This is a genomic window from Blastococcus sp. SYSU DS0533 (assembly GCF_054050775.1).
In genome coordinates this window covers 262,478-288,078 of record NZ_JBJGZZ010000001.1, presented here as the reverse complement: position 1 = coordinate 288,078, position 25,601 = coordinate 262,478, and the positions used below count along the sequence as shown (strand labels likewise).

Annotated in this window: 21 protein-coding genes; 3 read left to right on the top strand and 18 right to left on the bottom strand. The window is 73.8% G+C overall.

Features of this window, described 5'->3' with window-relative positions; genetic code table 11:
* Nucleotides 1-77: 77 nt before the first annotated feature.
* Together ACI79W_RS01460 and ACI79W_RS01455 are read left to right on the top strand one after the other, a co-directional pair.
* The gene (locus ACI79W_RS01460; RefSeq protein ID WP_456560313.1) at nucleotides 78-2,063 is read left to right on the top strand and encodes a 2-oxoacid:acceptor oxidoreductase subunit alpha; all 1,986 of its coding nucleotides are present in this window, start codon (nucleotides 78-80) and stop codon (nucleotides 2,061-2,063) included.
* Nucleotides 2,060-3,151, top strand: coding sequence for a 2-oxoacid:ferredoxin oxidoreductase subunit beta (locus ACI79W_RS01455; protein ID WP_456560312.1), 1,092 nt, complete (start codon nucleotides 2,060-2,062; stop codon nucleotides 3,149-3,151). Before ACI79W_RS01460 ends, ACI79W_RS01455 begins: the two co-directional genes overlap by 4 nt.
* 74 nt (nucleotides 3,152-3,225) lie before the next feature.
* On the opposite strand, the gene pdxR is transcribed toward ACI79W_RS01455, so the two are convergent.
* Nucleotides 3,226-4,665: a MocR-like pyridoxine biosynthesis transcription factor PdxR gene (gene pdxR, locus ACI79W_RS01450; protein ID WP_456560311.1), complete on the bottom strand. Its 1,440-nt coding sequence runs from the start codon at nucleotides 4,663-4,665 to the stop codon at nucleotides 3,226-3,228.
* Nucleotides 4,666-4,753: 88 nt separating this feature from the next.
* On the opposite strand from pdxR, the gene ACI79W_RS01445 reads away from it, so the two are divergent.
* Entirely contained in the window at nucleotides 4,754-5,425 is a 672-nt protein-coding gene (locus ACI79W_RS01445) for a pyridoxamine 5'-phosphate oxidase family protein (RefSeq protein WP_456560310.1), read from the top strand.
* On the opposite strand, the gene ACI79W_RS01440 is transcribed toward ACI79W_RS01445, so the two are convergent.
* The 17 genes from ACI79W_RS01440 to ACI79W_RS01360 all read right to left on the bottom strand — a co-directional run bounded on the left by ACI79W_RS01440 (nucleotide 5,409) and on the right by ACI79W_RS01360 (nucleotide 25,566).
* The gene (locus ACI79W_RS01440) at nucleotides 5,409-6,611 is read right to left on the bottom strand and encodes a PQQ-dependent sugar dehydrogenase (RefSeq protein WP_456560309.1); all 1,203 of its coding nucleotides are present in this window, start codon (nucleotides 6,609-6,611) and stop codon (nucleotides 5,409-5,411) included. The two genes, ACI79W_RS01445 and ACI79W_RS01440, sit on opposite strands and share 17 nt — an antisense overlap.
* Before the next feature lie 12 nt (nucleotides 6,612-6,623).
* Nucleotides 6,624-7,679, bottom strand: a complete 1,056-nt coding sequence (locus ACI79W_RS01435; RefSeq protein WP_456560308.1) for a polyprenyl synthetase family protein — start codon at nucleotides 7,677-7,679, stop codon at nucleotides 6,624-6,626.
* On the bottom strand, nucleotides 7,679-9,217 hold the full coding sequence (gene nuoN / locus ACI79W_RS01430; RefSeq protein WP_456560307.1) for an NADH-quinone oxidoreductase subunit NuoN: 1,539 nt from the start codon (nucleotides 9,215-9,217) through the stop codon (nucleotides 7,679-7,681). The genes ACI79W_RS01435 and nuoN overlap by 1 nt, the downstream gene beginning before the upstream one ends.
* Nucleotides 9,217-10,806 (bottom strand): NADH-quinone oxidoreductase subunit M, encoded by a 1,590-nt coding sequence (locus tag ACI79W_RS01425; protein WP_456560306.1) that lies wholly within the window; start codon nucleotides 10,804-10,806, stop codon nucleotides 9,217-9,219. Before ACI79W_RS01425 ends, nuoN begins: the two co-directional genes overlap by 1 nt.
* A gap of 52 nt (nucleotides 10,807-10,858) precedes the next feature.
* On the bottom strand, nucleotides 10,859-12,766 hold the full coding sequence (nuoL, locus tag ACI79W_RS01420) for an NADH-quinone oxidoreductase subunit L (protein WP_456560305.1): 1,908 nt from the start codon (nucleotides 12,764-12,766) through the stop codon (nucleotides 10,859-10,861).
* Between the two features lie 19 nt (nucleotides 12,767-12,785).
* Nucleotides 12,786-13,085 carry an NADH-quinone oxidoreductase subunit NuoK gene (gene nuoK, locus ACI79W_RS01415; protein WP_246982456.1) on the bottom strand — a complete coding sequence of 100 codons (300 nt, stop codon included), beginning with the start codon at nucleotides 13,083-13,085 and terminating at the stop codon, nucleotides 12,786-12,788.
* A 127-nt stretch (nucleotides 13,086-13,212) separates the two neighbouring features.
* On the bottom strand, nucleotides 13,213-14,067 hold the full coding sequence (locus ACI79W_RS01410) for an NADH-quinone oxidoreductase subunit J (RefSeq protein ID WP_456560304.1): 855 nt from the start codon (nucleotides 14,065-14,067) through the stop codon (nucleotides 13,213-13,215).
* A complete protein-coding gene (gene nuoI / locus ACI79W_RS01405) occupies nucleotides 14,064-14,687 on the bottom strand; it encodes an NADH-quinone oxidoreductase subunit NuoI (protein WP_456560303.1) in 624 nt (207 codons plus the stop codon). The genes ACI79W_RS01410 and nuoI overlap by 4 nt, the downstream gene beginning before the upstream one ends.
* Nucleotides 14,680-16,149: an NADH-quinone oxidoreductase subunit NuoH gene (nuoH, locus tag ACI79W_RS01400; protein WP_456560302.1), complete on the bottom strand. Its 1,470-nt coding sequence runs from the start codon at nucleotides 16,147-16,149 to the stop codon at nucleotides 14,680-14,682. The genes nuoI and nuoH overlap by 8 nt, the downstream gene beginning before the upstream one ends.
* On the bottom strand, nucleotides 16,146-18,656 hold the full coding sequence (locus ACI79W_RS01395; protein WP_456560301.1) for an NADH-quinone oxidoreductase subunit G: 2,511 nt from the start codon (nucleotides 18,654-18,656) through the stop codon (nucleotides 16,146-16,148). The genes nuoH and ACI79W_RS01395 overlap by 4 nt, the downstream gene beginning before the upstream one ends.
* Entirely contained in the window at nucleotides 18,653-19,981 is a 1,329-nt protein-coding gene (gene nuoF / locus ACI79W_RS01390; RefSeq protein WP_456560300.1) for an NADH-quinone oxidoreductase subunit NuoF, read from the bottom strand. Before nuoF ends, ACI79W_RS01395 begins: the two co-directional genes overlap by 4 nt.
* Nucleotides 19,982-19,984: 3 nt before the next feature.
* Nucleotides 19,985-21,067 (bottom strand): NADH-quinone oxidoreductase subunit NuoE, encoded by a 1,083-nt coding sequence (nuoE, locus tag ACI79W_RS01385; RefSeq protein ID WP_456560299.1) that lies wholly within the window; start codon nucleotides 21,065-21,067, stop codon nucleotides 19,985-19,987.
* On the bottom strand, nucleotides 21,064-22,395 hold the full coding sequence (locus ACI79W_RS01380) for an NADH-quinone oxidoreductase subunit D (RefSeq protein WP_456560298.1): 1,332 nt from the start codon (nucleotides 22,393-22,395) through the stop codon (nucleotides 21,064-21,066). Before ACI79W_RS01380 ends, nuoE begins: the two co-directional genes overlap by 4 nt.
* Before the next feature lie 16 nt (nucleotides 22,396-22,411).
* The gene (locus ACI79W_RS01375; protein ID WP_456560297.1) at nucleotides 22,412-23,161 is read right to left on the bottom strand and encodes an NADH-quinone oxidoreductase subunit C; all 750 of its coding nucleotides are present in this window, start codon (nucleotides 23,159-23,161) and stop codon (nucleotides 22,412-22,414) included.
* Nucleotides 23,158-23,832 carry a NuoB/complex I 20 kDa subunit family protein gene (locus ACI79W_RS01370; RefSeq protein ID WP_456560296.1) on the bottom strand — a complete coding sequence of 225 codons (675 nt, stop codon included), beginning with the start codon at nucleotides 23,830-23,832 and terminating at the stop codon, nucleotides 23,158-23,160. The genes ACI79W_RS01375 and ACI79W_RS01370 overlap by 4 nt, the downstream gene beginning before the upstream one ends.
* Nucleotides 23,833-23,845: 13 nt before the next feature.
* A complete protein-coding gene (locus ACI79W_RS01365) occupies nucleotides 23,846-24,208 on the bottom strand; it encodes an NADH-quinone oxidoreductase subunit A (RefSeq protein WP_456560295.1) in 363 nt (120 codons plus the stop codon).
* An 89-nt stretch (nucleotides 24,209-24,297) separates the two neighbouring features.
* Complete coding sequence (locus ACI79W_RS01360) at nucleotides 24,298-25,566, bottom strand: geranylgeranyl reductase family protein (protein WP_456560294.1); 1,269 nt, start codon at nucleotides 25,564-25,566, stop codon at nucleotides 24,298-24,300.
* Between the last annotated feature and the right edge of the window lie 35 nt (nucleotides 25,567-25,601).

The window sequence follows — 25,601 nt, the reverse complement described above, 5'->3', positions numbered from 1 at the left end:
GCCGCCGCAGCGTGTCCGGTTGCACATCCGGGCGCCGACACACGCACGTAACCTCGCCCGGTGGAGGTAGACCGCTCATGACTGGCACCAACCCGACCGTCGCGCCGTCGAGCTCGAACGACGCCCCGGCCACCCCGGTGTCCGGTTCCGCTCCCGGCGGGCTCGTCAAGAGCGTCGTGGAGCTCGACCGCGTCGTCATCCGGCTGGCCGGTGACTCCGGCGACGGCATGCAGCTGACCGGCAACCGCTTCACCAGCGAGACGGCGTCCTTCGGCAACGACCTGAAGACGCTGCCGAACTTCCCCGCCGAGATCCGGGCGCCGACGGGGACCCTGCCGGGTGTCAGCTCCTTCCAGCTGCAGTTCGCCGACCACGACGTCATGACGCCGGGCGACGCCCCGGACGTGCTCGTGGCGATGAACCCCGCCGCGCTCAAGGCCAACCTCGCCGAGCTCCCCGGTGGTGGGTTGCTGATCGTCGACTCCGACGAGTTCACGCCGCGCAACCTGGCCAAGGTGGGCTACGCCACCAACCCGCTGGAGGACGGCTCCCTCGAGGGGTGGCAGACCGTCAGCGTCCCGCTGACCTCCATGACGCTCGACGCGCTCGCGGACTCGGGCCTCGGCAAGAAGGAGGCGGAGCGGAGCAAGAACATGTTCACGCTCGGCCTGCTGAGCTGGATGTACCACCGGCCGACCGAGGGCACCGTCCGCTTCCTCGAGCGCCAGTTCCGCCGCAAGCCGGAGATCGCTGCGGCCAACATCGCCGCGTTCCGGGCCGGCTACAACTACGGCGAGACCACCGAGGCCTTCGCCGTCTCCTACGAGATCAAGCCGGCCCCCATGAAGCCGGGCCGCTACCGGAACATCTCCGGCAACCAGGCCCTGGCCCTGGGGCTCGTCGCCGCCGGTCAGCGCTCCGGGCTGCCGCTGTTCCTGGGCGCCTACCCGATCACCCCGGCGTCGGACATCCTCCACGAGCTTTCCCGCCACAAGGCGTTCGGCGTGCGCACCTTCCAGGCCGAGGACGAGATCGCCGGCATCGGCGCCGCGCTCGGCGCCTCCTTCGGCGGTGCGCTCGGCGTGACGACGACGTCGGGCCCCGGCGTCGCGCTCAAGGCGGAGACCATCGGCCTGGCGGTCATGACGGAGCTGCCGCTGGTCATCGTCGACGTGCAGCGCGGCGGCCCCTCCACCGGGTTGCCGACGAAGACCGAGCAGAGCGACCTGCTGCAGGCGATGTTCGGCCGCAACGGCGAGGCCCCGGTCCCGGTCATCGCGCCGCGCTCCCCCGGCGACTGCTTCGACGCCGCCGTCGAGGCCGCGCGCATCGCCCTGACCTACCGCACCCCGGTCATGCTGCTCTCGGACGGGTACCTGGCCAACGGGGCGGAGCCGTGGGCGATCCCGGACGCCGACTCGCTGCCCGACCTGGCCCCGGCGGTGGGCTTCGCCACCGAGCCCAACGGCGAGGACGGCGAGTTCCTCCCCTACCTGCGCGACCCCGAGACCCTCGCCCGCGCCTGGGCGATCCCGGGCACCGCGGGTATGCAGCACCGCATCGGCGGGCTGGAGAAGGCCGACCGGACCGGGAACATCTCCTACGACCCGGCCAACCACGACTTCATGACCCGCACCCGCCAGGCGAAGATCGACGGGATCGCCGCCACGATCCCGCCCACGGACGTGGACGACCCCGACGGCGACGCGCGCGTCGCGGTCATCGGGTGGGGCTCCACCTACGGGCCGATCGGCGCCGCCGCACGCCGGATCCGGAGCTCGGGCCGCAAGGTCGCCCAGATCCACCTGCGGCACATCAACCCCTTCCCGGCCGACCTCGGCGAGGTCCTGGCCCGGTACGACCGGGTGATCTGCCCGGAGATGAACCTGGGGCAGCTGGCCCTGCTGCTGCGCGCCAAGTACCTGGTCGACGTGCAGAGCCACACCCAGGTGCGCGGCCTGCCCTTCCGCGCGGCCGAGCTGGCCGCCGTCATCCAGGACGCCATCGACACCGTGGACCCCGCCGCGGTGAAGCCCGCAGCTGTGAACGGAGCACCCCAGTGACCACCGTCGAACTCGGCATGCCCGACGCGCCGACCCCGATCGACGCCGCCATCGCCCGCTCGCTCGAGCAGCACGGTCCGAAGCTGACCGAGCTCAAGGGCAAGGACCTCAAGACCGACCAGGAGGTGCGCTGGTGCCCCGGGTGCGGTGACTACGTCATCCTCAACGCCGTCCAGAGCTTCCTGCCGAGCTTGGGCATCGCGCGCGAGGACATGGTGATCGTCTCGGGCATCGGGTGCTCGTCGCGCTTCCCGTACTACATGAACACCTACGGGATGCACTCGATCCACGGCCGGGCCCCGGCGATCGCGACCGGGCTGGCCGCGGCGCGCCCGGACCTGTCGGTGTGGGTCGTCACCGGTGACGGCGACGCGCTCTCGATCGGCGGCAACCACCTGATCCACGCGCTGCGGCGGAACGTCAACATGACGATCCTGCTGTTCAACAACCGCATCTACGGCCTGACCAAGGGCCAGTACTCGCCGACCTCCGAGGTCGGCAAGGTCACCAAGTCCACGCCGATGGGTTCGCTGGACCACCCGTTCAACCCGGTGTCCCTCGCGATCGGCGCGGACGCCACCTTCGTCGGCCGGGCGATGGACTCCGACCGGAAGGGCCTCACCGACGTGCTGCGCCAGGCGGCGGAGCACAAGGGCACGTCGCTGGTGGAGGTCTACCAGAACTGCAACATCTTCAACGACGGCGCCTTCGAGCTGCTGAAGGACCCGGCGACCGGCCCCATGTGGACGATCCCGCTGGAGCACGGCAAGCCGCTGGTGTTCGGCCCGGACGGCGCCTCGTGCGTGGTCCGCGACGACTTCGGCGGACTCCGGGTGGCCGAGACCAACCAGGTCGACGCCGGCGAGATCGTCGTTCACGACGCCACCCGCCAGGACCCGTCGTACGCGTTCGCGCTCTCGCGGCTGTCGACGCAGGACCTGCGGTACACCCCCATGGGCGTGTTCCGGAAGGTCGAGAAGCCGAGCTACGAGGCGATGATGGCCGAGCAGCTCCACGAGGCCCGACTGCAGGGCCCCGGCGACCTCGACGCGCTGCTCGCCGGCGGCGACACCTGGACCGTGGGGTAGGGCGATGACACTGCGATCCTCCGGATCGCACCGGCGCGGCCAGGTGCCGTCCCCCGGATGAGCTGAGCGCTGCGTCACACCTCCGCGGGGAAGACGCGTCCACTCGGCGCGACCGGGCCCGCCTCCCTCGCGGAGGCGGGCCCACGGGCGTGCTCGCGGAGCACCGCCGTGAGCACCGGCAGCGCCCGGCGCAGCTCCTCCCGCGCGGGGGCGGCGAAGCCGACGACCAGGCCCGACCGCCGGGTGTCACCGTGCGCCGTGTGCCGGCGCAGGCCGTCCAGCGCCACCCCCCGCGCCGCGCCCGCCGCCCGGACGGCCTCCTCGGCGACGGGGTCGGGCAGCGGCACCACGACGTGCGCCCCGGCGGCGTCCCCCTCGGCCCGGCAGCCGGCGGCCGCGACCGCGGCGCGCACCTCGTCGGCCCGCGCGACGAGCTCGCGCCGCAGCCGGCGCAGGTGGCGGGCGAGGTCGCCCGAGGCGGCGAACGCCGAGAAGACGCGCTGCCCCGCCCGCGCCGGCCGGGTGCCGGTGGCGGTGCGACGGGTCAGCAGGGCCGCGCGCAGCGGCTCGGGAGCCACGACCCAGCCGACGCCGAGGGTGGGGCTCAGGATCTTCCCGGTCGTGCCCAGGTGCACCACGACGTCGGGCCCCAGCGCCCCCAGCAGCGGCAGCGGCGCGACGTCGTAGCGCAGTTCCCCGTCGTAGTCGTCCTCCAGGACCCACCAGCCCTCCGCGCGGGCCCGCGCGACCAGCGCCAGCCGGCGGGCGGCGGACATGCGGCGGCCCAGCGGGTACTGGTGGGCCGGCGTGCAGTAGACGGCGGCCACGTCCGACGGCAGCTGCTCGACGACCAGCCCGTCGTCGTCCACCCCTGCCGGCACCACCTCCACCCCCGCGTCCCGCAGCGCGCCGGCGACCCGCTGGTAGCCCGGGTCCTCCACCGCCACGCGGCTGCCGGGCGGCAGCGTGCGGGCCACCTCCCCCACCGCCGCCGAGGTGCCGGCCGTGGCCAGCACGTCGTCCGCGCCGGCGACCAGGCCGCGGTGCCGCAGCAGGTGCTCCGCGACCGCCGACCGGAAGGCCGGGTCCCCGGCCGGCTCCGGGTGGGCGTCGGGTGCACCCTCACCGGCGGCCCGCCATGCCCGCCGCCAGGCCGCCCGGTCCAGCACCTCCAGGCACGGCGACCCGGCGCGCAGGTCGACCAGCTCGGGCACCACCGTGACGCCGGCGGCCGGCGCGGGCGACCTCACCGGGGCAGCCGTCACCGCGCCGAGGACGTACGTGCCCGCGCCGCGGCGGCCGCCGAGCCACCCCTCGGCCAGCAGCTGGTCGTACGCGGCAACGGGAACGGTGCGGCTCACCCCGAGCGCGGCGGCGAGCGCGCGTGTCGAGGGCAGCCGGTCGCCCGGGCGGAGAATGCCGCCGGCGGCCGCGCCGCGCAGCGCCTCGGCCAGCTGGACCGAGAGCGGCGTCCCCGAGCCGCGGTCGAGCACCACCGGGGGGACGTCGATCACGGCGCTCCTGAGGACGGGAAAGTGGACTGCCGGGAATCTAGCGGATTGGCCGTTCCGGCAGTCCACCGGCAGCGCCAAGATCGATGTCGTGGACACCGCGGACCCGCTCTCCCCCACCGCCCGCAGCACCGTGCGCCGGGGCGCGAAGCGCGCCCGCAGCGACCGGGCCGACCTGCACGCCGTGCTGGACACCGGGTTGATCGGCCACCTCGGCGTGCAGCTCGGGGACGCACCCGTGGTGCTGCCGACGGGCTACGGACGGCACGGCGACACCCTCTACCTGCACGGCTCGACGGGCGCGGCCACGCTGCGGGCGGCGGCGACGGGAGTGCCGGTCTGCTTCACCGTCACCCACCTCGACGGGATCGTCTACGCGCGCTCGGCCTTCCACCACTCGGTCAACTACCGCTGCGCGGTGGTGCACGGTGCGGCCCGGCTGGTGACCGATCCCGACGAGCGGCTGCTCGGGCTGGAGGTGCTGACCGAGCACCTGGCGCCCGGCTCGTGGGCGGCCACCCGCCGGCCCGACCGCAAGGAGCTCGCCGCCACCGCGGTGCTCGCCCTGGACCTCGCCGAGGCGAGCGTCAAGATCCGCACCGGCCCGCCGGGGGACGACGAGCGCGACCTCGGGGGCCCGGTGTGGGCCGGCGTCCTCCCGGTGCGGACGGTGCTGGGCGAACCCGACCCGTGCCCGCTGCTGCCGCCGGGCACCGCCGTCCCGCAGCGCGTCGCGGGACGGGCGCTCAGCCCTGCGGGGTGACGCGCAGCAGCTGGTCCCGGTCGTCGCCGTTGTCGGTGGTGACGTAGAGCGCGCCCTCGGTGCCCAGCTCGACGGTGCGGATCCGGCCGTAGGTGCCGTCCAGCTCCGGCAGCCGGAACTGCTCGACGAGTGCCCCTTCCTCGTCCAGGCGGAGTGCCAGCACGTGCTGCCCCCGCAGCGCGCCGAGCAGGAGCAGCCCGTCGTAGCCGCCCCACCCCTCGCCGTCGAGGAAGGTGCCGTCGCTGGGCGCGATCGGCGGGGCGCCCGAGTCCCAGACCGCCGGTAGAGCGCCCTCGATCCCCGGGTCGGTCATCGGCACGCTCTCGTCGTAGCTGCCACCACCTACCGGGTCCCAGCCGTAGTTGCCGCCCGGCTGCAGCAGGTTCACCTCGTCGTTCCGGTCGGGGCCGTGCTCGACGGAGTAGGTCTGGTCGGTACCGGGCCGGACGGCCAGACCCTGCACGTTGCGGTGCCCGTAGGTCCAGATCAGGTTCTCGGCGCCGTCGTCCGGGGCGGCGAAGGGGTTGTCCGGCAACGGTTCGCCGGTCGCCGGATCGGCACGGAGGACCTTGCCGGCCAGCGTCCCGAGGTCCTGCGGGGTGGTGCCCACGGCGTTGTCGCCGGTGCCGACCAGCAACGCGCCGTCCGGCCCGAACTCCAGCCGGCACCCGCCGTGCCGCCCGGAGCCCTCGTTGACCGGGATGCCGCCGATCAGCGGGTCGTCGACCCGGGTGGCGGCGCTCCAGTCGTCGGCGGCGGTCCAGGCGATCACCTCGATCGAGGCACCGTCGCCGTCGGTCACGCCCTGGCAGGTGTAGAACCGCCGGTTCTCCGCGAACGCGGGGTCGAGCGCCAGGCCCATCAGCCCGGTCTCCCCGGTGGCGAAGAGGTCGGAGAAGTCGGCCTGGACCTTCCGGACCGTGCCGTCGGGGAGCACGGCGGTCAGGTCGCCCCCGCGCTCGTCGACCAGCAGGGTGCCGTCCTCGGCCTGCGCGACGTCCCAGGGGTGGTCGAGCCCGTCCGCCACCACCTCGACCCGCAGCGACGGGGCGCCGGCCGGAGCTTCCGTGGCGGGCGGCGTCGCGACCGACCCGACGTCCTCCCCCGATCCGCCGGAGCACGCGGTGAGCAGCAGCGCGGCCACCACGCACGGCCCCGCCGCGAGACTGCCAGCGGTGCGGGGCAACGGGGTCCTCCCTCAGCTGGTGCGCGTGACCACGTAGTCGCACAGGGCGGAGAGGGCGTCGCGGACGTCGCCGGCCGGCACCCCGGCCAGGCGGGCGCGCGCCCGGTCGGCGTACTCGCGCAGCACGCCGGTGGCGCGCGCGAGCGACCGGGAGGAGCGCAGCAGCGCGAGCGCCTCGGCGTGCTGGTCGTCGTCGGTGACCGGGCCGGCCACCAGCTCGCGGAGCCGGGCCTCGTCCGGGTCGTCGCCGGCGAGGGCGAAGAGCACCGGCAGCGTGGCGATCCCCTCGCGCAGGTCGGTGCCGGGGGACTTCCCCGAGACCCCGTCGGTGCTGACGATGTCGATCAGGTCGTCGGAGATCTGGAAGGCGACGCCTACCTCCTCGCCGAACTCGGTCAGGGCCGTTACGAGCGCGGCGTCGACCCCGGCGAAGGAGGCGCCGAAACGGGCCGAGGTGGCGACGAGCGAGCCCGTCTTGTCGGCGAGCACCTGCAGGTAGTGGGCGATCGCGTCCTCGCCCGGCTGAGCGCCGACGGTCTCCTTGATCTGCCCGGTGACCAGCCGCTCGAAGGTCCGCGCCTGGATGCGCACCGCTTCCGGGCCGAGATCGGCCAGGATGTCGGACGCCCGGGCGAAGAGCAGGTCGCCGGTCAGGATGGCGATGCTGTTGCTCCACCGGCTGTTGGCGCTGGGCGCCCCCCGGCGCACGGCGGCCTCGTCCATGACGTCGTCGTGGTACAGCGTGGCGAGGTGGGTCAGCTCGCAGACGACGGCGCCCTGCGTGACCGCCGCGGCCGAGGCGTCGCCCAGCTGCGCGGCCAAAAGCGCGAGCATCGGCCGGAACCGCTTGCCCCCGGCGGCCATGAGGTGGCCGGCGGCCTCCCGCACGAACGGGTGCTCGCTGCCCACGGCGACAACCAGCTCGGCCTCCACCCGGGCGAGCCCGTCCGCCAGCGCCTCCCCGAGTCGCCCCTCGGGCAGCCAGGGGCCGATGGTGGACGCCGGGGTGGAGATCCGGTGCCAGACCTCGGGGGGAGTGCCGTCGACTGCGGCACGGGCTCCGGTCATCAACCGACGAAGATAGCCGCCCGCTCGGCGAGGTCGAGCACCGCCCCGGGGACGATGCCGAGCGCGACGGTCGCCGTCGCGGTCACCGCGAGCACCAGGGTGGTGGGCACGCCGGGCACTCCCACCGTCGGCCCGTCGGCGACCGGCTCGGAGAAGTACATGAGCACGACGACGCGGAGGTAGAAGAAGGCGGCCACCGCGCTCGCCAGCAGCGCGACGACGGCCAGCGGCCAGGCACCCTGCTCGATCGCCGCCCGGAACACCGCGAACTTGCCGGTGAAGCCGGCGGTGAGCGGGATCCCCGCCAGCGCCAGCAGGAACAGCGTCATGACCGCGGCGGTGATCGGCGAGCGGGCGCCGAGACCGGCCCACTGCGACAGGTGGCTCGCCTCCCCGTCGCCGTCGCGCACCAGGGTGAGGACGGCGAAGGCGCCGAGCGTGGTGATCCCGTACGCGAGCAGGTAGAACATCGTCGCGGGGAGGCCCGAGCCGGTGCCGGTCGCCCCCAGGCCGATCACGCCGGTGAGCAGGAAGCCGGCATGCGCCACCGAGGAGTAGGCCAGCATGCGCTTGAGGTCGGTCTGGGTGAGGCCGAGGACCGCCCCCACGACCATGGAGACGATCGCCGCGGCGTAGACCAGCGGCCGCCAGGTCCACTCCGCGGTGCCGAAGGCGACGTACAGCACCCGGAGGATCGCACCGAAGGCCGCGACCTTGGTGCAGGCGGCCATGAAGGCGGTGACCGCGGTCGGGGCGCCCTGGTAGACGTCGGGTGTCCAGGTGTGGAACGGCGCCACGCTGGCCTTGAACAGCAGCCCGACGACGAGCAGCGCGAGCCCGAGGACCAGCAGCACCCCCCCGCCGTCGGTGCCCGCCGCCTCACGGACCTCGCTCAGGCGGACGCTCCCGGCGGCCCCGTAGACCAGGGCCAGGCCGTAGAGGAAGAACGCCGAGGCGAACGCACCCAGCAGGAAGTACTTGACCGCCGCCTCCTGGGACAGCAGCCGGCGCCGGCGGGCCAGGCCGCTGATCAGGTAGAGCGGGAGGCTCAGCACCTCCAGCGCCACGAACATGACCAGCAGGTCGTTGGCCGCGACGAACAGCATCATGCCGCCGATGGCGAAGGTCGCCAGCGGGTACACCTCGGTCTGCACCTGGGGCACGGTGGCCAGTTCCCGGTCGCGCGGGCTGCCGGCGGGCACGGCGGCGCTGACCACGAACGCCGAGCGGGCCGGGTCCAGCGCGCGCTCGGCGAACAGCAGGAGCGACAGCGCACCCAGGCCGGCGATCGTGGCCTGGAGGAACAGGGCCGGGCCGTCGATGGCGAGGGCGCCCACCGCGGTGACCTCCCGGGTGCCCGCGAGCAGCACCGTGGCGGCCAGCGCCCCGAGGGTGCCCGCCAGCGCGAGGCCCACCTGGACGGGGTGCCGCAGCGCCCGCGGCACGAAGGCCTCGACCAGGATCCCGGCGCAGGCGGCGCCGAAGACCAGCAGGAGGGGGGCCAGCGCCCCCCAGGAGATGTCGGGTGCCTCGATCATCAGTCGGTCCCTCCGGAGGCGCCCATGTCGTCGAGGGTGGCGACGACGGCCGGTTCGATCAGGTCGATCAGCGGCTGCGGGTAGACGCCGAGCACGAGGATCAGCGCCACCAGCGGCGCGACGACGGCGAGCTCGCGCCGGCCGAGGTCGGCCACGCGCAGCGTGCGGCGCGGGGTCGTGAGCGTGGCCGTCGCCGTCGCGCCGCCACCACCGGCCGGCAGCGGTTCGGCCGGGTCCTCCTGCAGCAGCACCCCGCGGGCCGGCCCGTGCATGGTGCGCTGGTACATCAGCAGCACGTAGAGGGCGGCCAGGATGATGCCGAGCGTCGCCAGCACCGTGAACACCGGCCGCTCGGGGAACGAGCCGATGAGCACGAGGAACTCGCTGACGAAGCTGCCGGTGCCCGGCAGCGCCAGCGACGCCAGGCCCGCCACCAGGAAGGCGCCGGCCAGCAGCGGCGCCTTCGCCGCCACCCCGCCGTAGTCGGCGATCCGGCGGGACCCGCCGCGGGCGATCAGCATGCCGACGACCAGGAACAGCAGGCCGGTCGCCAGCCCGTGGTTGACCATGTAGAGCACCGCACCGGTGCCGGCCTCGGTGGTGAAGGCGAAGATGCCCAGCGCGATGAAGCCGAAGTGCGAGATCGAGGTGTAGGAGACCAGCCGCTTCATGTCGCTCTGCCCCATGGCCAGCAGCGCGGCGTAGAGGATGCCGATCACCGCCAGCACCAGCACGAACGGGGCGTAGAACCGGGAGGCGTCGGGGAACAGCGGGAGGCAGTAGCGCAGGAAGCCGAAGGTGCCCACCTTGTCCAGCACGCCCACCAGCAGCACCGCCCCGCCGACGGGCGCCTCGGCACCGGAGTCGGGCAGCCAGGTGTGGAAGGGCACCAGCGGGGCCTTGATCGCGAAGGCGATGAAGAAGCCGAGGAACAGCAGGCGCTGGACGTCGGGGTCGATGTCGATGCGCGTGAGCGTGTCGAAGGCGAAGGTGCCCTCGCCGAGCACGGCGGCGCTCACCACGTAGAGGCCGATGACCGAGGCCAGCATCACCAGGCCGCCGACCAGGCTGTAGACGAAGAACTTGACCGCCGCGTACTGCCGGCGGGGCCCGCCGAAGCTCCCGATCAGGAAGTACATCGGGACGAGCATCGCCTCGAAGAAGACGTAGAACACCAGCACGTCGGTGGCGACGAAGACGCCCACCATCATCGCCTCGAGCAGCAGCAACCAGGCGAAGAAGACCCGCACCGGCCGGGGCCCGGCGTCCGCCTCGTGCCATGAGGCGGCCACCACCAGCGGTACCAGGACGCCGACGAGCAGCACCATCACCAGCGCGATGCCGTCGACACCGAGCGCGAAGTCGGAGCCGAAGTCGGGGATCCAGGGCACCGAGGTGGTGAGCTGGAACCGCGGCCCGCCCGCGTCGAAGGCGAGCGTGGCCAGCACGGCCAGCAGCAGCACGACGAGGCCGACCCCCAGGGCCACCTGCTTGGCCAGCAGGGCCCGCTCGCGGGGCAGGGCCGCGACGACCGCGGCGCCGACGGCCGGCACGGCGATCATCGCCAGCAGCCAGGGGAAGTCGCTCACCGCAGCACGTCCTCTCCGAAGTACCCGTCGGTGCTCCCGACCACCTGCGCGCTCATCCCGTCGTCACCGCCAGCAGGGCCCCGGCCACGACGACCGCGCCGCCGAGCACGCCCAGGGCGTAGGTGCGCACGAAGCCGGTCTGGGCCCGGCCCAGCCGCGACGACGAACCGCCCAGCCCCGCGGCCAGGCCGTTGACCGCGCCGTCGACGCCGCGGTTGTCCAGCCAGACCAGCGCGCGGGTGAGCCACTGCCCCGGGCGCATGAACAGCGACTCGTTCACCGCGTCCGCGTAGAGCGCGTTGCGGGCCGCCCGGGTGACCGGCGAGACCCGGACCGGCGCGGTGACCGGCACCTCGCGGCGGCCGACGAAGAGCCAGGCGGCCAGCACGCCGAGCACCATCACGAGGGTGACGACCAGGCCGATCACCGCCGGGGCCACCACGTGGTCCGCCTCCGCCGGCTCGCCGAACACCGGCTCGAGCCAGCCCGCGAGCGGGAAGACCGAGACCAGCAGGGCACCGGAGACGACCGACCCGACGGCCAGCACCACCATCGGCGCGGTCATCACCGGCGGCGCCTCGTGGGGGTGGACGCCCTCCTCCCAGCGCGCGCGGCCGAAGAAGGTCATGAGCATCAGCCGGGTCATGTAGAAGGCGGTGAGCCCGGCACCGAGCACCGCGACGCCGCCGAGCACCCAGCCCCAGACGTCGTCGCGGTCCAGGGCCGCCTCGATGATGGCGTCCTTGGTGAAGTAGCCGGACAGGAACGGGAAGCCGATCAGCGCCAGGTAGCCCAGCCCGAAGGTCACGAAGGTGATCGGCAGCTTGTTCCACAGTGCCCCGAAGCGGCGCATGTCCACCGAGTCGTGCATCGCGTGCATGACCGAGCCCGCGCCCAGGAAGAGCCCGGCCTTGAAGAAGCCGTGCGCCAGCAGGTGGGCCAGCCCGGCGACGTAGCCGGCCGGGCCGAGGCCGACGGCCAGGAACATGTAGCCGATCTGGCTGACCGTCGAGTAGGCCAGCACCTTCTTGATGTCGTCGTGGGCGCAGCCGGCGATCGCCCCGATCAGCAGGGTCAGCGCCCCGACCGCCAGCACGACCGCCCGCGCCGTCGGCGTCAGGTCGTAGATGGGCGCCGAGCGGGCGACGAGGTAGACGCCGGCGGTGACCATGGTCGCCGCGTGGATGAGCGCCGAGACCGGGGTGGGGCCCTCCATCGCGTCGGGCAGCCACGCCTGGAGCGGGAACTGGCCCGACTTGCCGCACGCGCCCAGCAGCAGGAGCAGCCCGATGGCGGTGATCGTCCCGCCGGCGAGGGTCCCCACCGAGCCGAAGACGCCCGCGTAGGACGTCGTCCCGAGCTGGGCGAACATCACGAAGATCGCCAGCGCCAGGCCGACGTCGCCGACCCGGTTCATGATGAACGCCTTCTTGGCCGCGGTCGCCGCGCCCGGGCGGGTGTACCAGAACGCGATGAGCAGGTAGGACGCCAGGCCCACGCCCTCCCAGCCGACGTAGAGGGCGACGAAGCTGTTGCCGAGGACCAGCAGCAGCATCGCCGCGACGAAGAGGTTGAGGTAGGCGAAGAAGCGGCGGCGCCCGGGGTCGTGCGCCATGTAGCCGATCGAGTAGACGTGGATCAGCGAGCCGACCCCGGTGATCAGCAGCGCGAAGACCGCCGACAGCGGGTCGTAGAGCAGCCCGGCGGTGACGTCGAGCTCTCCGGTGGCGATGAAGGTGAACAGCTCGACGTCGGCCGGCGCCCCGTCCTGGCCGGCCAGCTGCACGGTGCACAGGACCGCCAGCGCGAACGCGGTGCCGACCGTCGCCGTCCCCAGCAGGTGGCCCCAGCGGTCGGTGCGGCGGCCGCCCAGCAGCAGCACCGCGGCGCCGGCCAGCGGCAGCGCGATGAGCAACCAGGACCAGCCGAGCAGCCCGTCGGCGGGCAGCGTCTCAGACACAGGTGTCCCCGTCTCGCCGTCAGTACTTCAGCAGGTTGGCGTCGTCGATCGAGGCGGACCTGCGGGTCCGGTAGATCGACATGATGATCGCGAGACCGACGACCACCTCGGCGGCGGCGACGACCATGACGAAGAGCGCGATGATCTGCCCGTCGACGGTGCCGGTCGACCGGGCGAAGGTGATCAGCGTCAGGTTGACGGCGTTGAGCATCAGCTCCACGCACATGAACACCACGATCGCGTTGCGCCGCACCAGGACCCCGACGGCGCCGATGGTGAACAGGATCGCCGCGAGCACCAGGTAGTACGAGAGCGTCATGCCAACTCCTCGCTGTCCCCCGCGAGCGGGAGGTGCCCCCAGCTCGTCGCAGCCGTGACCTGTGGTGCTCTGCTCCCCGGTCCGCTCGCGGACGCTGCTCTGCTCATGGGTGAGCTCGCACGCTCGCTCACCTGTGCTCACCGCCCTCGCGGCCGCCCGGGGTGTCGCTGAGCGTGGGGTCGAGCGAGCCCAGCGCGGCGTCCGGGGAGCCGAGCTGGTGCCGGCCGGTGCCCCGGGGCAGCGGCTCGACCCGCTGCGGCTCGATGCCGGTGGCGATGCTGTCCGGCGCGATGCTCCCGTCGGGCAGCATCCCGGGTGCGGCGACCGAGGTGGCGCGGGCGTAGACGCCGGGGCCGGGGAGCGTCTGCGGCCGGTCGGTGAGGAAGCGCGCCCGCGACAGCTCCTTCTGGCCGGTGCGGCTGCCGGGTGCCCGCTCGGCCTGGGTGAAGACCAGCGCGCCGACGGCGGCGACGATCAGCAGCGCCCCGGTGACCTCGAAGGCCAGCAGGTAGCGGGTGTAGAGCAGGGCCGCGATCGCCTCGACGTTGCCGGCCGCCGGCCCGCCCGCCCCGGCCTGCACCGCCTCCAGCCCCACCACGGGCAGGTCCTGGGTCGCCCGGGCGATGCCGGCCCCGACGAGCGCGGCGAACCCGATGCCCAGCAGCGTCGCCGCGACCCGCTGCCCACGGAGCGTCTCGACCACCGAGTCCGAGGAGTCGCGGCCGACCAGCATCAGCACGAACAGGAACAGGATCATGATCGCGCCGGTGTAGACGATGATCTGCACGGCACCGAGGAAGGGCGCGGACTGGACGACGTAGAAGACGCCCAGCGAGAGCATGGTCAGCACCAGCCAGAGCGCGGAGTGGACGGCGTTGCGGCTGAGCACCATGCCCAGGGCCCCGGCCAGGGACAGCGGGCCGAGGATCCAGAAGACCACGGCCTCGCCGGTCCCGATGGCGACCGCGGCGTCCGGCGTCACGACCGGGCCTCCGGTTCGCGCACGTAGTAGTCCTTCTCGTCGTCGCCGAGGCGCATGGCGTGCGGGGGCGCCTCCATGCCCGGCAGGAGCGGGGCCATGAGCTGCTCCTTGGTGTAGATGAGGTCGCGCCGGTTGTCGTCGGCCAGCTCGAAGTCGTTGCTCATGGTCAGCGAGCGGGTCGGGCAGGCCTCGATGCACAGCCCGCAGAAGATGCAGCGCAGGTAGTTGATCTGGTAGACCGCGCCGTACCGCTCACCGGGCGAGAAGCGGGCGTCCTCGGTGTTGTCGCCGCCCTCCACGTAGATGGCGTCGGCGGGGCAGGCCCACGCGCACAGCTCGCAGCCGACGCACTTCTCCAGCCCGTCCGGGTGCCGGTTGAGCACGTGCCGGCCGTGGTAGCGCGGCTTGGTCACCTTCGGCTCGAACGGGTACTGCTCGGTGGTCACCGTCCGGAACATCTGCGCGAAGGTGACCCCGAACCCCTGGGCGGGCGCCGGCACCAGCTTGTCGCGCAGGCCGGGGCGCGCGACGGGGCGCGCGGCCGCTGCCCCCGCGGCCCGCTCGACCTCGGCGCTCCCGCGCCGGGCCGGTGCCCGGTCGCCGCTGCGGCTGTCACTCATCGCCGTCCTCCTGGGAAGTGGTCGGGGCCGAACGCCGCCCGGTGCCGACGACCGAGCCGTCGGTGGCGACCGGCTCTCGGCGCAGCCGCGGGGACGGCGGCACCACGAGGTCCATCGGCGGGACGGGGAAGCCGCCCTCGGACCGGCTGGGACCGCCGGCCGGGCGCCGTCCTCCGCCGGCCGGGGGCAGCACCTCGGGCTCGGGGTCCGAGGCGTGCACGCCCCCGGTCGCGGCGTCCTCGGCCATGAGCCGGGTGTCCCGGTTGGCCGACCGGCTGGCCACCGCCAGACCGAGCAGCACCAGCACCGCCACGGGGACGCCGACGAACAGCGCCACCTGGCCGGTGGAGAGGTCGGCCTCGCGGGAGAGGGTCCGCATGGTGGCGACGACGAGGATCCACACCAGCGCGACCGGGACCAGCACCTTCCACCCGAAGCGCATGAACTGGTCGTAGCGCAGCCGGGGCAGGGTGCCGCGCAGCCAGATGAAGACGAACAGCGCGGCGACGACCTTGAGGAAGAACCACAGCAGCGGCCACCAGCCGCTGTTGGCGCCGTCCCAGATCGAGAGCGGCCAGGGCGCCCGCCAGCCCCCGAGGAAGAGCGTGGCGGCCAGCGCCGAGACGGTGACCATGTTGATGTACTCGGCGAGGAAGAAGAGCGCGAACTTCAACGACGAGTACTCGGTGTGGAAGCCGCCGACGAGCTCGCTCTCGGCCTCGGGGAGGTCGAAGGGCGCGCGGTTGGTCTCGCCGACGACGGCGATGACGTAGATGACGAAGGAGACCGGCAGCAGCACGGCGTACCAGCTGGGCCCGGTGAACTCCAGGCCGAAGAGGGACACCTCGTTGCCGTCCGCCTGCGCGGCGACGATCTCCGAGGTCGACATCGACCCGGCGTAGAGGAAGACAGCGACGATGGAGAGCCCCATCGCGATCTCGTAGCTGATCATCTGCGCCGCGCTGCGCATGCTGCCCAGCAGCGGGTAGGTCGACCCGGAGGCCCAGCCGCCGAGCACGATGCCGTAGATGCCCATGGCGGACATGGCGAGGATGATCAGCACGCCGATCGGGGCGTCGGTCAGCTGCAGCGGCGTCTGCTCGCCGAAGATGCTGACCACCGGCCCCATCGGGATGACCGAGAAGGCGACGAACGCCGGGATGACCGCGATCACCGGCGCCAGGAGGTAGACCGGCTTGTCCGCCAGCGCGGGCATGATGTCTTCCTTGAACGCCAGCTTCAGCCCGTCGGCGAGGCTCTGCAGCGAGCCGCGCGGCCCCACGCGGTTGGGGCCGATCCGCTGCTGCATGCGGGCGACGACCTTGCGCTCGAGGACGATCGCGAACAGCGTCATCAGCACCAGCACGGCGAAGACGCCGACGACCTTGATGAGCACGATCCACCAGACGTCCTGGCCGAAGTCGGCCAGCGTCGGCTGCTCGGGCGAGGCCCACGGCGTCATCGCACGTCCTCCAGCGGGTGCGTCGTGGCGCCGGTGGGCACCGGGCCGGCCGACAGCCGGACGATGCCGCCGGGCCCGGTGCCCAGCGCCGTCCGCACCTCGCTGCCGGGTGAGCGCATCGGCAGCCACACGACCTGGTCGGGCATCGCGGTGACCGCCACCGGGAGGCTGATCGAGCCGGTCACGCCGCTGACGGTCAGGCGGTCGCCGTCGGCGAGGCCCAGGCGGGCGGCGGTGCCGGCGCCGATGCGGGCCACCGGGGGCCGCGCCGTGCCGGCGAGCTCGGGCTCGTCGCGCTGCAGCGTGCCGACGTCGAGCAGCTGGCGCCAGGAGGCGAGCACCGCCTCGTCCTCGCGCAGCCCCGGGGCGTCCGGCGGTGCGACGTCGGGGAGCGCGCCGCCGGCGGCCGAGCGGCGCACGCCCAGGCCGGCGAGCGCGGCCCGCGCGACCTCCGGCGCGGCGAGGTGCAGGTCCACGCCCATCGCGTCGGCCAACCCGTGGAGCACCCTGCCGTCGCCCAGCCGGCCGGTGCCGTGGAGCGTGGCGTCGAAGGAGCGCAGCCGGCCCTCCCAGTCCAGGTAGCTCCCCGCCTTCTCCGACGACGCCGCCACCGGCAGGACGACGTCGGCGCGCTCGGTCACCTCCGTCGGGAACATCTCCAGGCTGACGACAAAGGCGGCCGCGTCCAGCGCCGCCAGCGCGAGCGCGGGGTCGGGCAGGTCCGCCGGGTCGACGCCGCCGACGAGCAGGCCGGGCACGTTGCCCGCGCAGGCGGCGGAGAGGATGCCGGTGAGGTCGCGGCCCGGCGCGGCGGGCACCGCGGCGGGGTCCACCCCCCACACCGCGGCCACCTCGGCGCGGGCGGCGGGGTCGTCCACGGCGCGGCCGCCGGGCAGCAGGGTGGGCAGGGCACCGGCCTCGACCGCGCCCCGCTCCCCGGCCCGGCGCGGCACCCAGGCCACGCGGGCGCCGGTCGCCCGGGCCAGCGCCAGCAGCGCGGTCAACGCGCCGGGCGCCTCGGCCAGGCGCTCGCCGGCGAGCAGGACCGCCCCCGGCTGCCGCAGCGCCTCGACGGCGGGCCCGCCCCAGCTGCCCTCGGCGAGCGCGTGCAGCGACCGGGCCTCCGCGCCCGGCACCGTGGTGAGCACCGTGGCGTCCAGCTTCTGCGCGGCGCGGGTGGCGAAGGGAGCCAGGTCGAACACGTCGAGCCCGCCGGTGCGCACCGCCCGACGGAGGCGGAGGAACAGGATCGGCGACTCCTCCTCGGGCTCCAGCCCGGCGAGCAGCACCGCCGGCGCGGAGCCGAGGTCGTCGTAGGTCACCGCCCCGGTCGCGGGCCCGGTGCCGGCCACCGCCGCGCCGAGGAAGGCGAGCTCCTCGGCCGAGTGGGCGCGGGCGCGCGCGTCGACGTCGTTGGTGCCCAGCGCGACCCGGGCGAAGGTGGCCCAGGCGTAGGCGTCCTCGAAGGTGAGCCGGCCGCCGGGCAGCACGCCGACGCCCCCCTCGGCGCGGGCCCGGCGCAGGCCGTCGGCCGCCGCCGCCCAGGCCTCCGGCCACGAGGCGGGCTCGAGCCGGCCGTCCCGGCGCACCAGCGGCGTGGTCAGCCGCTCGTTGGCGGTGGCGTAGCGGAAGGCGTAGCGGCCCTTGTCGCAGGTCCACTCCTCGTTGACCGCGGGGTCGTCCCCGGCCAGCCGGCGGGTGACCCGGCCGCGCCGGTAGTCGGTGCGCATGGCGCAGCCCGAGGCGCAGTGCTCGCAGACGCTGGGCTCGCTGCGCAGGTCGAACGGGCGGGCGCGGAACCGGTACTGGGCGCTGGTGAGCGCGCCGACGGGGCAGATCTGGGTGGTGTTGCCGGAGAAGTAGGAGGAGAACGGCTCGTCCTCGTAGATCGCGACCTGCTCCAGCGCGCCCCGCTCGAAGAGCTCGATGAACGGGTCGCCGGCGATCTGCTGCGAGAAGCGGGTGCACCGCGCGCAGAGGACGCAGCGCTCGCGGTCCAGCAGGATCTCGCTGCTGATCGGCAGCGGCTTGGGGTAGGTGCGCTTCTCCCCCTCGAACCGGCTCTCGGCCCGGCCGTTGCTCATCGCCTGGTTCTGCAGCGGGCACTCGCCGCCCTTGTCGCAGACCGGGCAGTCCAGCGGGTGGTTGATCAGCAGCAGCTCCATGGTGCCCTGCTGCGCCTTGTCGGCGACCGGGCTGGACAGCTGGGTGCGCACCGCCATCCCGTCGGTGACGGGCATGGTGCAGGAGGCGACGGGCTTGCGCTGGCCCTCGACCTCGACCAGGCACTGCCGGCAGGCCCCGATCGGCTCCAGCAGCGGGTGGTCGCAGAACCGCGGGATCTGCACGCCGATCATCTCGGCCGCGCGGATGATCAGCGTCCCCTTGGGCACGGCGACGTCGAAGCCGTCGATGGTGCAGCGGACGGCGTCCTCGGGCGTGTGCGGACCGGGCGCACCGGGTGGGACGGCCGGCGCGGGGTCGGGGCTGGTCGGGGTGAGTGTCACGAGGCGGCTCCCACCGGCTCGAGGCGGAGCGACCGGCCCAGGCGGGCCTGCTCCTCGGGCGGCAGCAGTGCGACGTAGTCGTCGCGGAAGTACTTCAGGGAGCTGGAGATGCAGCTGGTCGCGCCGTCGCCGAGAGCGCAGAACGAGCGGCCGAGGATGTTGTCGCAGGTGTCGGTCAGCAGGTCGAGGTCGGCGGCGGTGCCCTGCCCGTCGACCAGCCGCTGCAGGATCTGGACCAGCCAGTAGGTCCCCTCGCGGCACGGGGTGCACTTGCCGCAGCTCTCGTGCGCGTAGAACTGGGTGAACCGCAGGGTGGCCTCGACGATCGAGTCGGTCTCGTCGAACACCATGAGCGCGGTCGTGCCGAGCATCGACCCCGCCGCGGCGACCGAGTCGAAGTCCAGCGGGACGTCGAGGTGCGCCGGCGTGAAGTACGGGGTCGACGAGCCGCCCGGGGTCCAGAACTTGAGCTCGTGCCCGGGGCGGACGCCGCCGGCCATCTCCAGCAGCTCGCGCATCGTCGTCCCCATCGGGGCTTCGTACTGGCCCGGCCGCACGACCCGGCCCGACAGCGAGTAGATCTTCGGCCCCGGCGACTTCTCCGGGCCGAACGCCTTGAACCACTCGGCGCCGCCGCGGACGACGAACGGCACGCTGGCCAGCGTCTCGACGTTGTTGATCACCGTCGGGGCGCCGTAGAGACCGGCCACCGCGGGGAACGGCGGCTTGAGCCGGGGCTGGCCGCGATAGCCCTCCAGCGAGTCGAGCAGCGCCGTCTCCTCGCCGCAGATGTAGGCGCCGGCGCCGGCGTGCACCAGGAGCTCGAGGTCGTAGCCGGAGCCGAGGATGTCGGTGCCGAGGTACCCGGCGGCGTAGGCCTCCCCGACCGCGTTGAGCAGTCGCCGGTGGGCGTGCACGGCCTCGCCGCGGACGTAGATGACGGCGAAGCTGGACCGGATCGCGTAGGCGGAGATGATGACGCCCTCGATGAGGGAGTGCGGGTCGGCCATCATCAGCGGCAGGTCCTTGCAGGTGCCCGGCTCGCCCTCGTCGGCGTTCACGACCAGGTACTTGGGCATGGCCGCCGGGCCGGTGGGCTCCTCACCCGGCTTGGGCTGCGGGATGAAGCTCCACTTCATGCCGGTCGGGAAGCCGGCGCCGCCGCGGCCGCGCAGCCCGGAGTCCTTGACCATGGTGACCAGCTCGTCGGGCGCCATCGACAGCGCCGTGCGCAGCGCCGAGTAGCCGTCGAGCCGCTCGTAGGTCGACAACCGCCACGAGTTCTCGGCGCCCCAGCGGGCGGTGAGGACGGGGGTGAGGGGCATGGCTCAGCGCCTCCGCTTCGGTGCTCGGCCCTGGAAGGTGCGGGAGGTCCCGTCGGACCCCTGTCCGGTGGGGGGAGGGACGTCGGGGCCCTGGTCGCCGGTGCCCGGCTCGGCGCCCGCGGGCGTCTCCGTGCCGCCGTCCTGGTCGGCCAGCGCCCGGCCCGACGGCTCGGGAGCGTCGGGGTGGGACCCGGCGGCGCCGGCCTCCTCCGCCGGGTTGTCCGCGGCGGCGACGCGTGCGTCCGCCGCCTCCTGCCCGGGGGTCTCACCGGTGGTCCCGGACGGGCGGACGGTCTCGCGCGGCTCCCCCGTGTCCACCGGCTCGGGCTCCGGCCCCCGCACCGGCGGCGCGGACTCGCCCCGCTCGGCGGCCAGCCGCAGCCCGCGCAGGGTGGGCCCGTAGTCGCCGGGCGCGTCGACGGCGGCGGCCGCCGCGGCCTCGTCGGCGTGCTGGGAGAAGCCGGCCAGCTGGCGGGAGACGCCGCGGAAGTCGGTGAGCGGGGCGCCGCGGGTGGGCAGCGGCTTCTCACCCCGGCGCAGGGCGGCGACCAGCGCCCGGGCGCTCTCGACGTCCTGCTGGTCGTAGAACTCGTAGTCGACGGTGACCACGGGCGCGTAGTCGCAGGCGGCGAGGCACTCGGCGTGCTCGAGGGTGATCGAGCCGTCGGCGGTGGTCTCGTCGTGGTGCACGCCGAGGTCGGCCGAGAGCGCGTCCATGATCCGCTGCCCGCCGAGGACGGCGCAGAGCGTGTTGGTGCAGACGCTGACCAGGTGGCGGCCGGTCGGGCGGCGCTTGTACATCGTGTAGAACGTCGCGACCGCCCCGACCTCGGCCTTGGTCAGCCCGAGCTCCTCGGCGCAGAGCGCGACCCCCTCGGGGGTCACGTAGCCCTGGTAGCTCTGCACCAGGTGCAGCATCGGCAGCAGCGCCGACCGGGCCACCGGGTACCGGGCGATGATGTCCCGCGCCTCGAGGCGGGCGCGCTCGGGCAGCGGCGGCACCCCGGCCAGCGAGCCGACGTCGACCGGGCTGGAGTCCAGCCCGGTCACCGCCGTCCCCTCGGGGCTGCCAGGCAGTGCACTCATCGGTCCACTCCCCCCATCACGGGGTCGATCGAGGCGATCGCGGCGATGACGTCGGCGATCATGCCGCCCTCGCTCATCGCCGCCGTGGCCTGCAGGTTCACGAAGCTGGGATCGCGCACGTGGACGCGCCACGGGCGGGTGCTCCCGTCGCTGACCACGTGGTAGCCGAGCTCCCCGCGGGGGGACTCGACCGGGACGTACACCTGGCCGGCCGGCACCCGGAAACCCTCGGTGACCAGCTTGAAGTGGTGGATCAGGGCCTCCATCGACTGGCCCATGATGTGCGCGACGTGCTCGTGGGAGTTGCCCATGCCGTCGGGGCCGAGGGAGAGCTGGGCCGGCCAGGCGATCTTCTTGTCCTCGACCATCACCGGTCCCGGCTCGAGCCGGTCCAGCGCCTGCTCGATGATCTTCAGCGACTCGTTCACCTCGGCCATGCGGACGAGGTAGCGCCCCCAGGCGTCGGAGGTGTCGGCGGTGGGCACCTCGAAGTCGTAGGTCTCGTAACCGAGGTAGGGCTCGACCTTGCGCAGGTCCCAGGGCAGCCCGGCGGCGCGCAGGATCGGGCCGGTCACGCCCAGCGCGACGCAGCCGGTGACGTCCAGGTACCCGACGTCCTTGAGCCGGCGCTGCCAGATGGGCTGGCCGGTGAGCAGTCGGTGGAAGTCGGCCACCCGCTCCGGCATGACCTGCAGGAACTCGCGGATGTGCTCGACCGCCCCCTCGGGCAGGTCCTGCGCCAGTCCCCCGGGCCGGATGTAGGCGTGGTTCATCCGCAGGCCGGTGATCTCCTCGAGCAGGTCGAGGACGAGTTCCCGCTCGCGGAAGCCGTTCGTCATGCCGGTGAGGGCGCCCATCTCCATGCCGAAGGTGGCCAGGGCGACCAGGTGAGAGGCGATCCGGTTCAGCTCCATGACCAGCACGCGGATGGTCTGGGCGCGCGGCGGGGCCTCGACGCCGAGCAGCTTCTCCACCGCCAGGCAGTAGCCGGCCTCGTTGAACAGCGGCGCGAGGTAGTCCATGCGGGTCACGAAGGTCGTGCCCTGCACCCAGTTGCGGTACTCGGTGTTCTTCTCGATGCCGGTGTGCAGGTAGCCGATGACGACCCGCGCCTTGGTGACCGTCTCGCCCTCGAGGTCGAGGACCAGCCGGAGCACGCCGTGCGTGGACGGGTGCTGCGGGCCCATGTTGACGACGAGGCGTTCCTCGCCGTGCGGATCGGCCCCGAGGGTGACGTCCCAGTCCCCGCCGGTGACGGTGTAGACCCGGCCCTCGGTGGTCTCCCGCGAACCCGCATAGGGGTCGGCGGGGTCGTAGGTCGTGCTCATCGGTGCCCTCCCCCGGTCACCGGTAGGCCCGCCGCGTGTCCGGCGGCGGGATGACCGCGTCGTGGTACTCCACCGGGATCCCGCCCAGCGGGTAGTCCTTGCGCTGCGGGAAGCCGTCCCAGTCGTCGGGCATGAGGATCCGGGTCAGCGCCGGGTGGCCGTCGAAGACGACGCCGAACATGTCGTAGGCCTCCCGCTCGTGCCAGTCCGCCGTCGGGTAGACGCCGGTGACCGAGGGGACGTGCGGGTCCTCCGCGCTCACCGCCACCTCCAGCCGGATGCGGCGCCGGTAGGTCATCGAGGTCAGGTGGTAGACGACGTGCAGCCTCGGCCGGCCGGGCGCGACCGCGGGGCCGCCGCTGTCGAGGTAGTCGACGCCGGAGACGCTGCTGCACAGCTCGAAGCGCAGCGCCTCGTCGTCGCGCAGCGCCCGCACCAGGGTGAGCAGGTGCTCGCGGGCCAGGAAGTAGGTGATCTCACCGCGGTCGACCAGCACCCGCTGCACCGCGGCGGCGTAGGTGCCCTCGCCCACGGCCTCGATGAGCGCGTCGGTGACCTCGTCGAACCAGCCGCCGAAAGGGCGGTCGGTGGAGTGCAGCGCGACAGCGCCGCCCGGCTCGACGCGGACGAGCCCGCCGAAGCCCGAGGTGTCGCCGCTGCCGGCGACACCGAACGCGCCCTTCCGGAAGCCCCCCGCGGGCGCCGTGCTGTCGTCGTACCCGGCCTCCTCGCGGCCCGGGACGACCGACCCGCCGTCGTTGCTCACCGGCCGCTCCTCTCGCCGGGCAGCAGCACCGCGTTGCCGCCACGCTGCTCGATGGCGAACTGGCCGGCCCGCCCCTGGGCGGCCGCCTCCTCGTAGGCCCGGCGCTGCCGCTTGTCCGCGCGCACGGTGGAGGGCATCTCGACGAGCAGGTCGCGCGCGGTGCCCTCCTCGCGTGCCCGCTCCAGCTCCCGCGCCCGCTTGGGGCCCAGCGGCTCGTGCTGGATCTTGTGGTGCAGCTTGAGGATGGCGTCCATGAGCATCTCCGGCCGCGGCGGGCAGCCGGGCAGGTACATGTCCACCGGGACGACGTGGTCGACGCCCTGGACGATCGCGTAGTTGTTGAACATGCCGCCTGAGCTCGCGCACACGCCCATCGCCAGCACCCAGCGGGGCTCCGGCATCTGGTCGTAGATCTGGCGCAGGACCGGGGCCATCTTCTGGCTGACCCGCCCGGCGACGATCATCAGGTCGGCCTGCCGCGGCGAGGCCCGGAAGACCTCCATGCCGAAGCGGGCGAGGTCGTAGCGGCCGGCGCCCGAGGCCATCATCTCGATCGCGCAGCAGGCCAGCCCGAACGTGGCGGGCCACAGCGACGACTTGCGCGTCCAGTTGACCAGCTTCTCCACGCTGGTCAGCAGGACGCCGCTGGGCAGCTTCTCCTCGAGTCCCATCAGTGCTCCCCCGTCAGTCCCACTCGAGCCCGCCGCGCCGCCACTCGTAGGCGAAGGCGAGGAAGACGGTGCCGATGAACAGGCCCATCGCGACCAGGCCCCACACCCCGAGGGCGTCGTTGGCGACGGCCCAGGGGTAGAGGAAGACGATCTCGATGTCGAAGACGATGAACAACATCGCCGTCAGGTAGTACTTCACCGGGAACCGGCCGCCCGTGAGCGGCTGGTCGACCGGCTCGATGCCGCACTCGTAGGCCGCGAGCTTGGCGCGGTTGTGGCGCCGCGGACCCACGAACGGGGCGACGGCCACCGAGAACAGCGCGAAGGCGGCGGCGAGGGCGAACAGCCCGACGATCGGGACGTATGTCGAGAGCATCAGCGGCACCCTAGGGTGATGGAGGTCACGTACGGGTAACGGTCTCGGTACGGAGGGTCGGTGTCGGGGCGGGTCGTCACGGCAGCCACTCAGGTCGCCGGGGTCAGTCGCAGGAGCACCGCGAGCGCGCGGTCGACCATGTCGCCGTCGCGGCCGTCGGACAGGTTGCCCATCACCCGCAGCGCCGCGTCGGTGACGGCGGGTCGGCGCAGCCCGCGCGCCATGGCCAGCCGCACGACGGCGGGGCGGGCCAGCAGCGCGAGGAAGCCCAGCCCGAGGCGGTGGTGGCGGCCCAGCTCGGCGCGCAGCCGGCCGGGGTACCGCTGCAGGACCGCCTCCCGCGCCGCGCCCGCCTGCTGCGCGAGCGCGGCCACGGCGGTCTCGGCGGCCATCCGCCCGCTCTCGAGCGCGGCGCTGATCCCCTCGCCGCTGCACGGGTTGACGGTGCCGGCGGCATCCCCGGCCAGGAGCAGCCCGCGGGTGTAGGCCGGGCCGCGGCTCAGCGCCATGGGCAGCCCCGCCCCGCGCAGGGGGCCGACTGCGTCGTCCTCGCCGAGCCCGTCCTCCGCGGGGAAGAGGTCCAGCCACCGGCGGAGGACCGAGCGCCGGTCAGCCCCGGTGCCGCGCCGGGTGTCGAGCAGGCCGTAGCCGACGTTCGCCGTGCCGTCACCCATGCCGAAGATCCAGCCGTAGCCGGGCATGGTCTCGCGCGACGGGCCGTCGGCGGTCAGGTCGAAGGCGATGTCGAGGTACTGGTCGTGGCTGCGCCGGCTGCGCACGTACCCGCGGAGGGCCACCCCGAGCGGCCGGTCGGTGCGCCGCAGCAGCCCGAGCCCCTTGGCCAGCCGGCCGGAGAGCCCCTCCGCGGAGACGACCAGCGGCGCACGCCAGGTGACCGGCCGGCGGTCACCGGTCGCGGCCCGGACGCCGGCCACCCGCCCGTCGTCGTCGAGCAGCGGCTCGGTGACGGTCGTCCCGGTGACCAGCCGGGCGCCGGCGGACCGGGCGTGGTCGGCCAGCAGCGCGTCGAGCTGGCGCCGGGGGCGCACCAGGCCGTGGTCGGGCCACGAGTCGAGCCGCGGCCAGTCGACCTCGGCGACGCGACCGCCGCCGTGCACCCGGAGTCCGCGGCGGCGCACCCAGCCCGCTCCCGCGGTGTCGACGCCCATGTCGCGCAGCGCCTTCACGCCGCGCGGGGTCAGCCCGTCGCCGCAGACCTTCTCGCGGGGGAACTCGGCCTTCTCCAGCAGCGCCACGTCCAGCCCGGAACGGGCGAGGTGCCAGGCCGCGCTGGAGCCGGCCGGACCGGCGCCGACGACCACGACGTCGGCAACGTGCGCCGCTGCGGTCCGCGCCATCTCGCACCTCCGGTCCGTCGTCGAGCCCGGTGCCC

Excerpts from the sequence above, each read along its gene's own strand:
- ACI79W_RS01460 (WP_456560313.1), top strand. The coding sequence starts at position 78 with ATGACTGGCACCAACCCGACCGTCGCGCCGTCGAGCTCGAACGACGCC.
- ACI79W_RS01435 (WP_456560308.1), bottom strand. The coding sequence starts at position 7,679 with ATGACCGGAGCCCGTGCCGCAGTCGACGGCACTCCCCCCGAGGTCTGG.
- nuoN (WP_456560307.1), bottom strand. The coding sequence starts at position 9,217 with ATGATCGAGGCACCCGACATCTCCTGGGGGGCGCTGGCCCCCCTCCTG.
- nuoK (WP_246982456.1), bottom strand. The coding sequence starts at position 13,085 with ATGACGCTCTCGTACTACCTGGTGCTCGCGGCGATCCTGTTCACCATC.
- nuoI (WP_456560303.1), bottom strand. The coding sequence starts at position 14,687 with ATGAGTGACAGCCGCAGCGGCGACCGGGCACCGGCCCGGCGCGGGAGC.
- nuoH (WP_456560302.1), bottom strand. The coding sequence starts at position 16,149 with ATGACGCCGTGGGCCTCGCCCGAGCAGCCGACGCTGGCCGACTTCGGC.
- nuoF (WP_456560300.1), bottom strand. The coding sequence starts at position 19,981 with ATGCCCCTCACCCCCGTCCTCACCGCCCGCTGGGGCGCCGAGAACTCG.
- nuoE (WP_456560299.1), bottom strand. The coding sequence starts at position 21,067 with ATGAGTGCACTGCCTGGCAGCCCCGAGGGGACGGCGGTGACCGGGCTG.
- ACI79W_RS01380 (WP_456560298.1), bottom strand. The coding sequence starts at position 22,395 with ATGAGCACGACCTACGACCCCGCCGACCCCTATGCGGGTTCGCGGGAG.
- ACI79W_RS01370 (WP_456560296.1), bottom strand. The coding sequence starts at position 23,832 with ATGGGACTCGAGGAGAAGCTGCCCAGCGGCGTCCTGCTGACCAGCGTG.
- ACI79W_RS01365 (WP_456560295.1), bottom strand. The coding sequence starts at position 24,208 with ATGCTCTCGACATACGTCCCGATCGTCGGGCTGTTCGCCCTCGCCGCC.
- ACI79W_RS01360 (WP_456560294.1), bottom strand. The coding sequence starts at position 25,566 with ATGGCGCGGACCGCAGCGGCGCACGTTGCCGACGTCGTGGTCGTCGGC.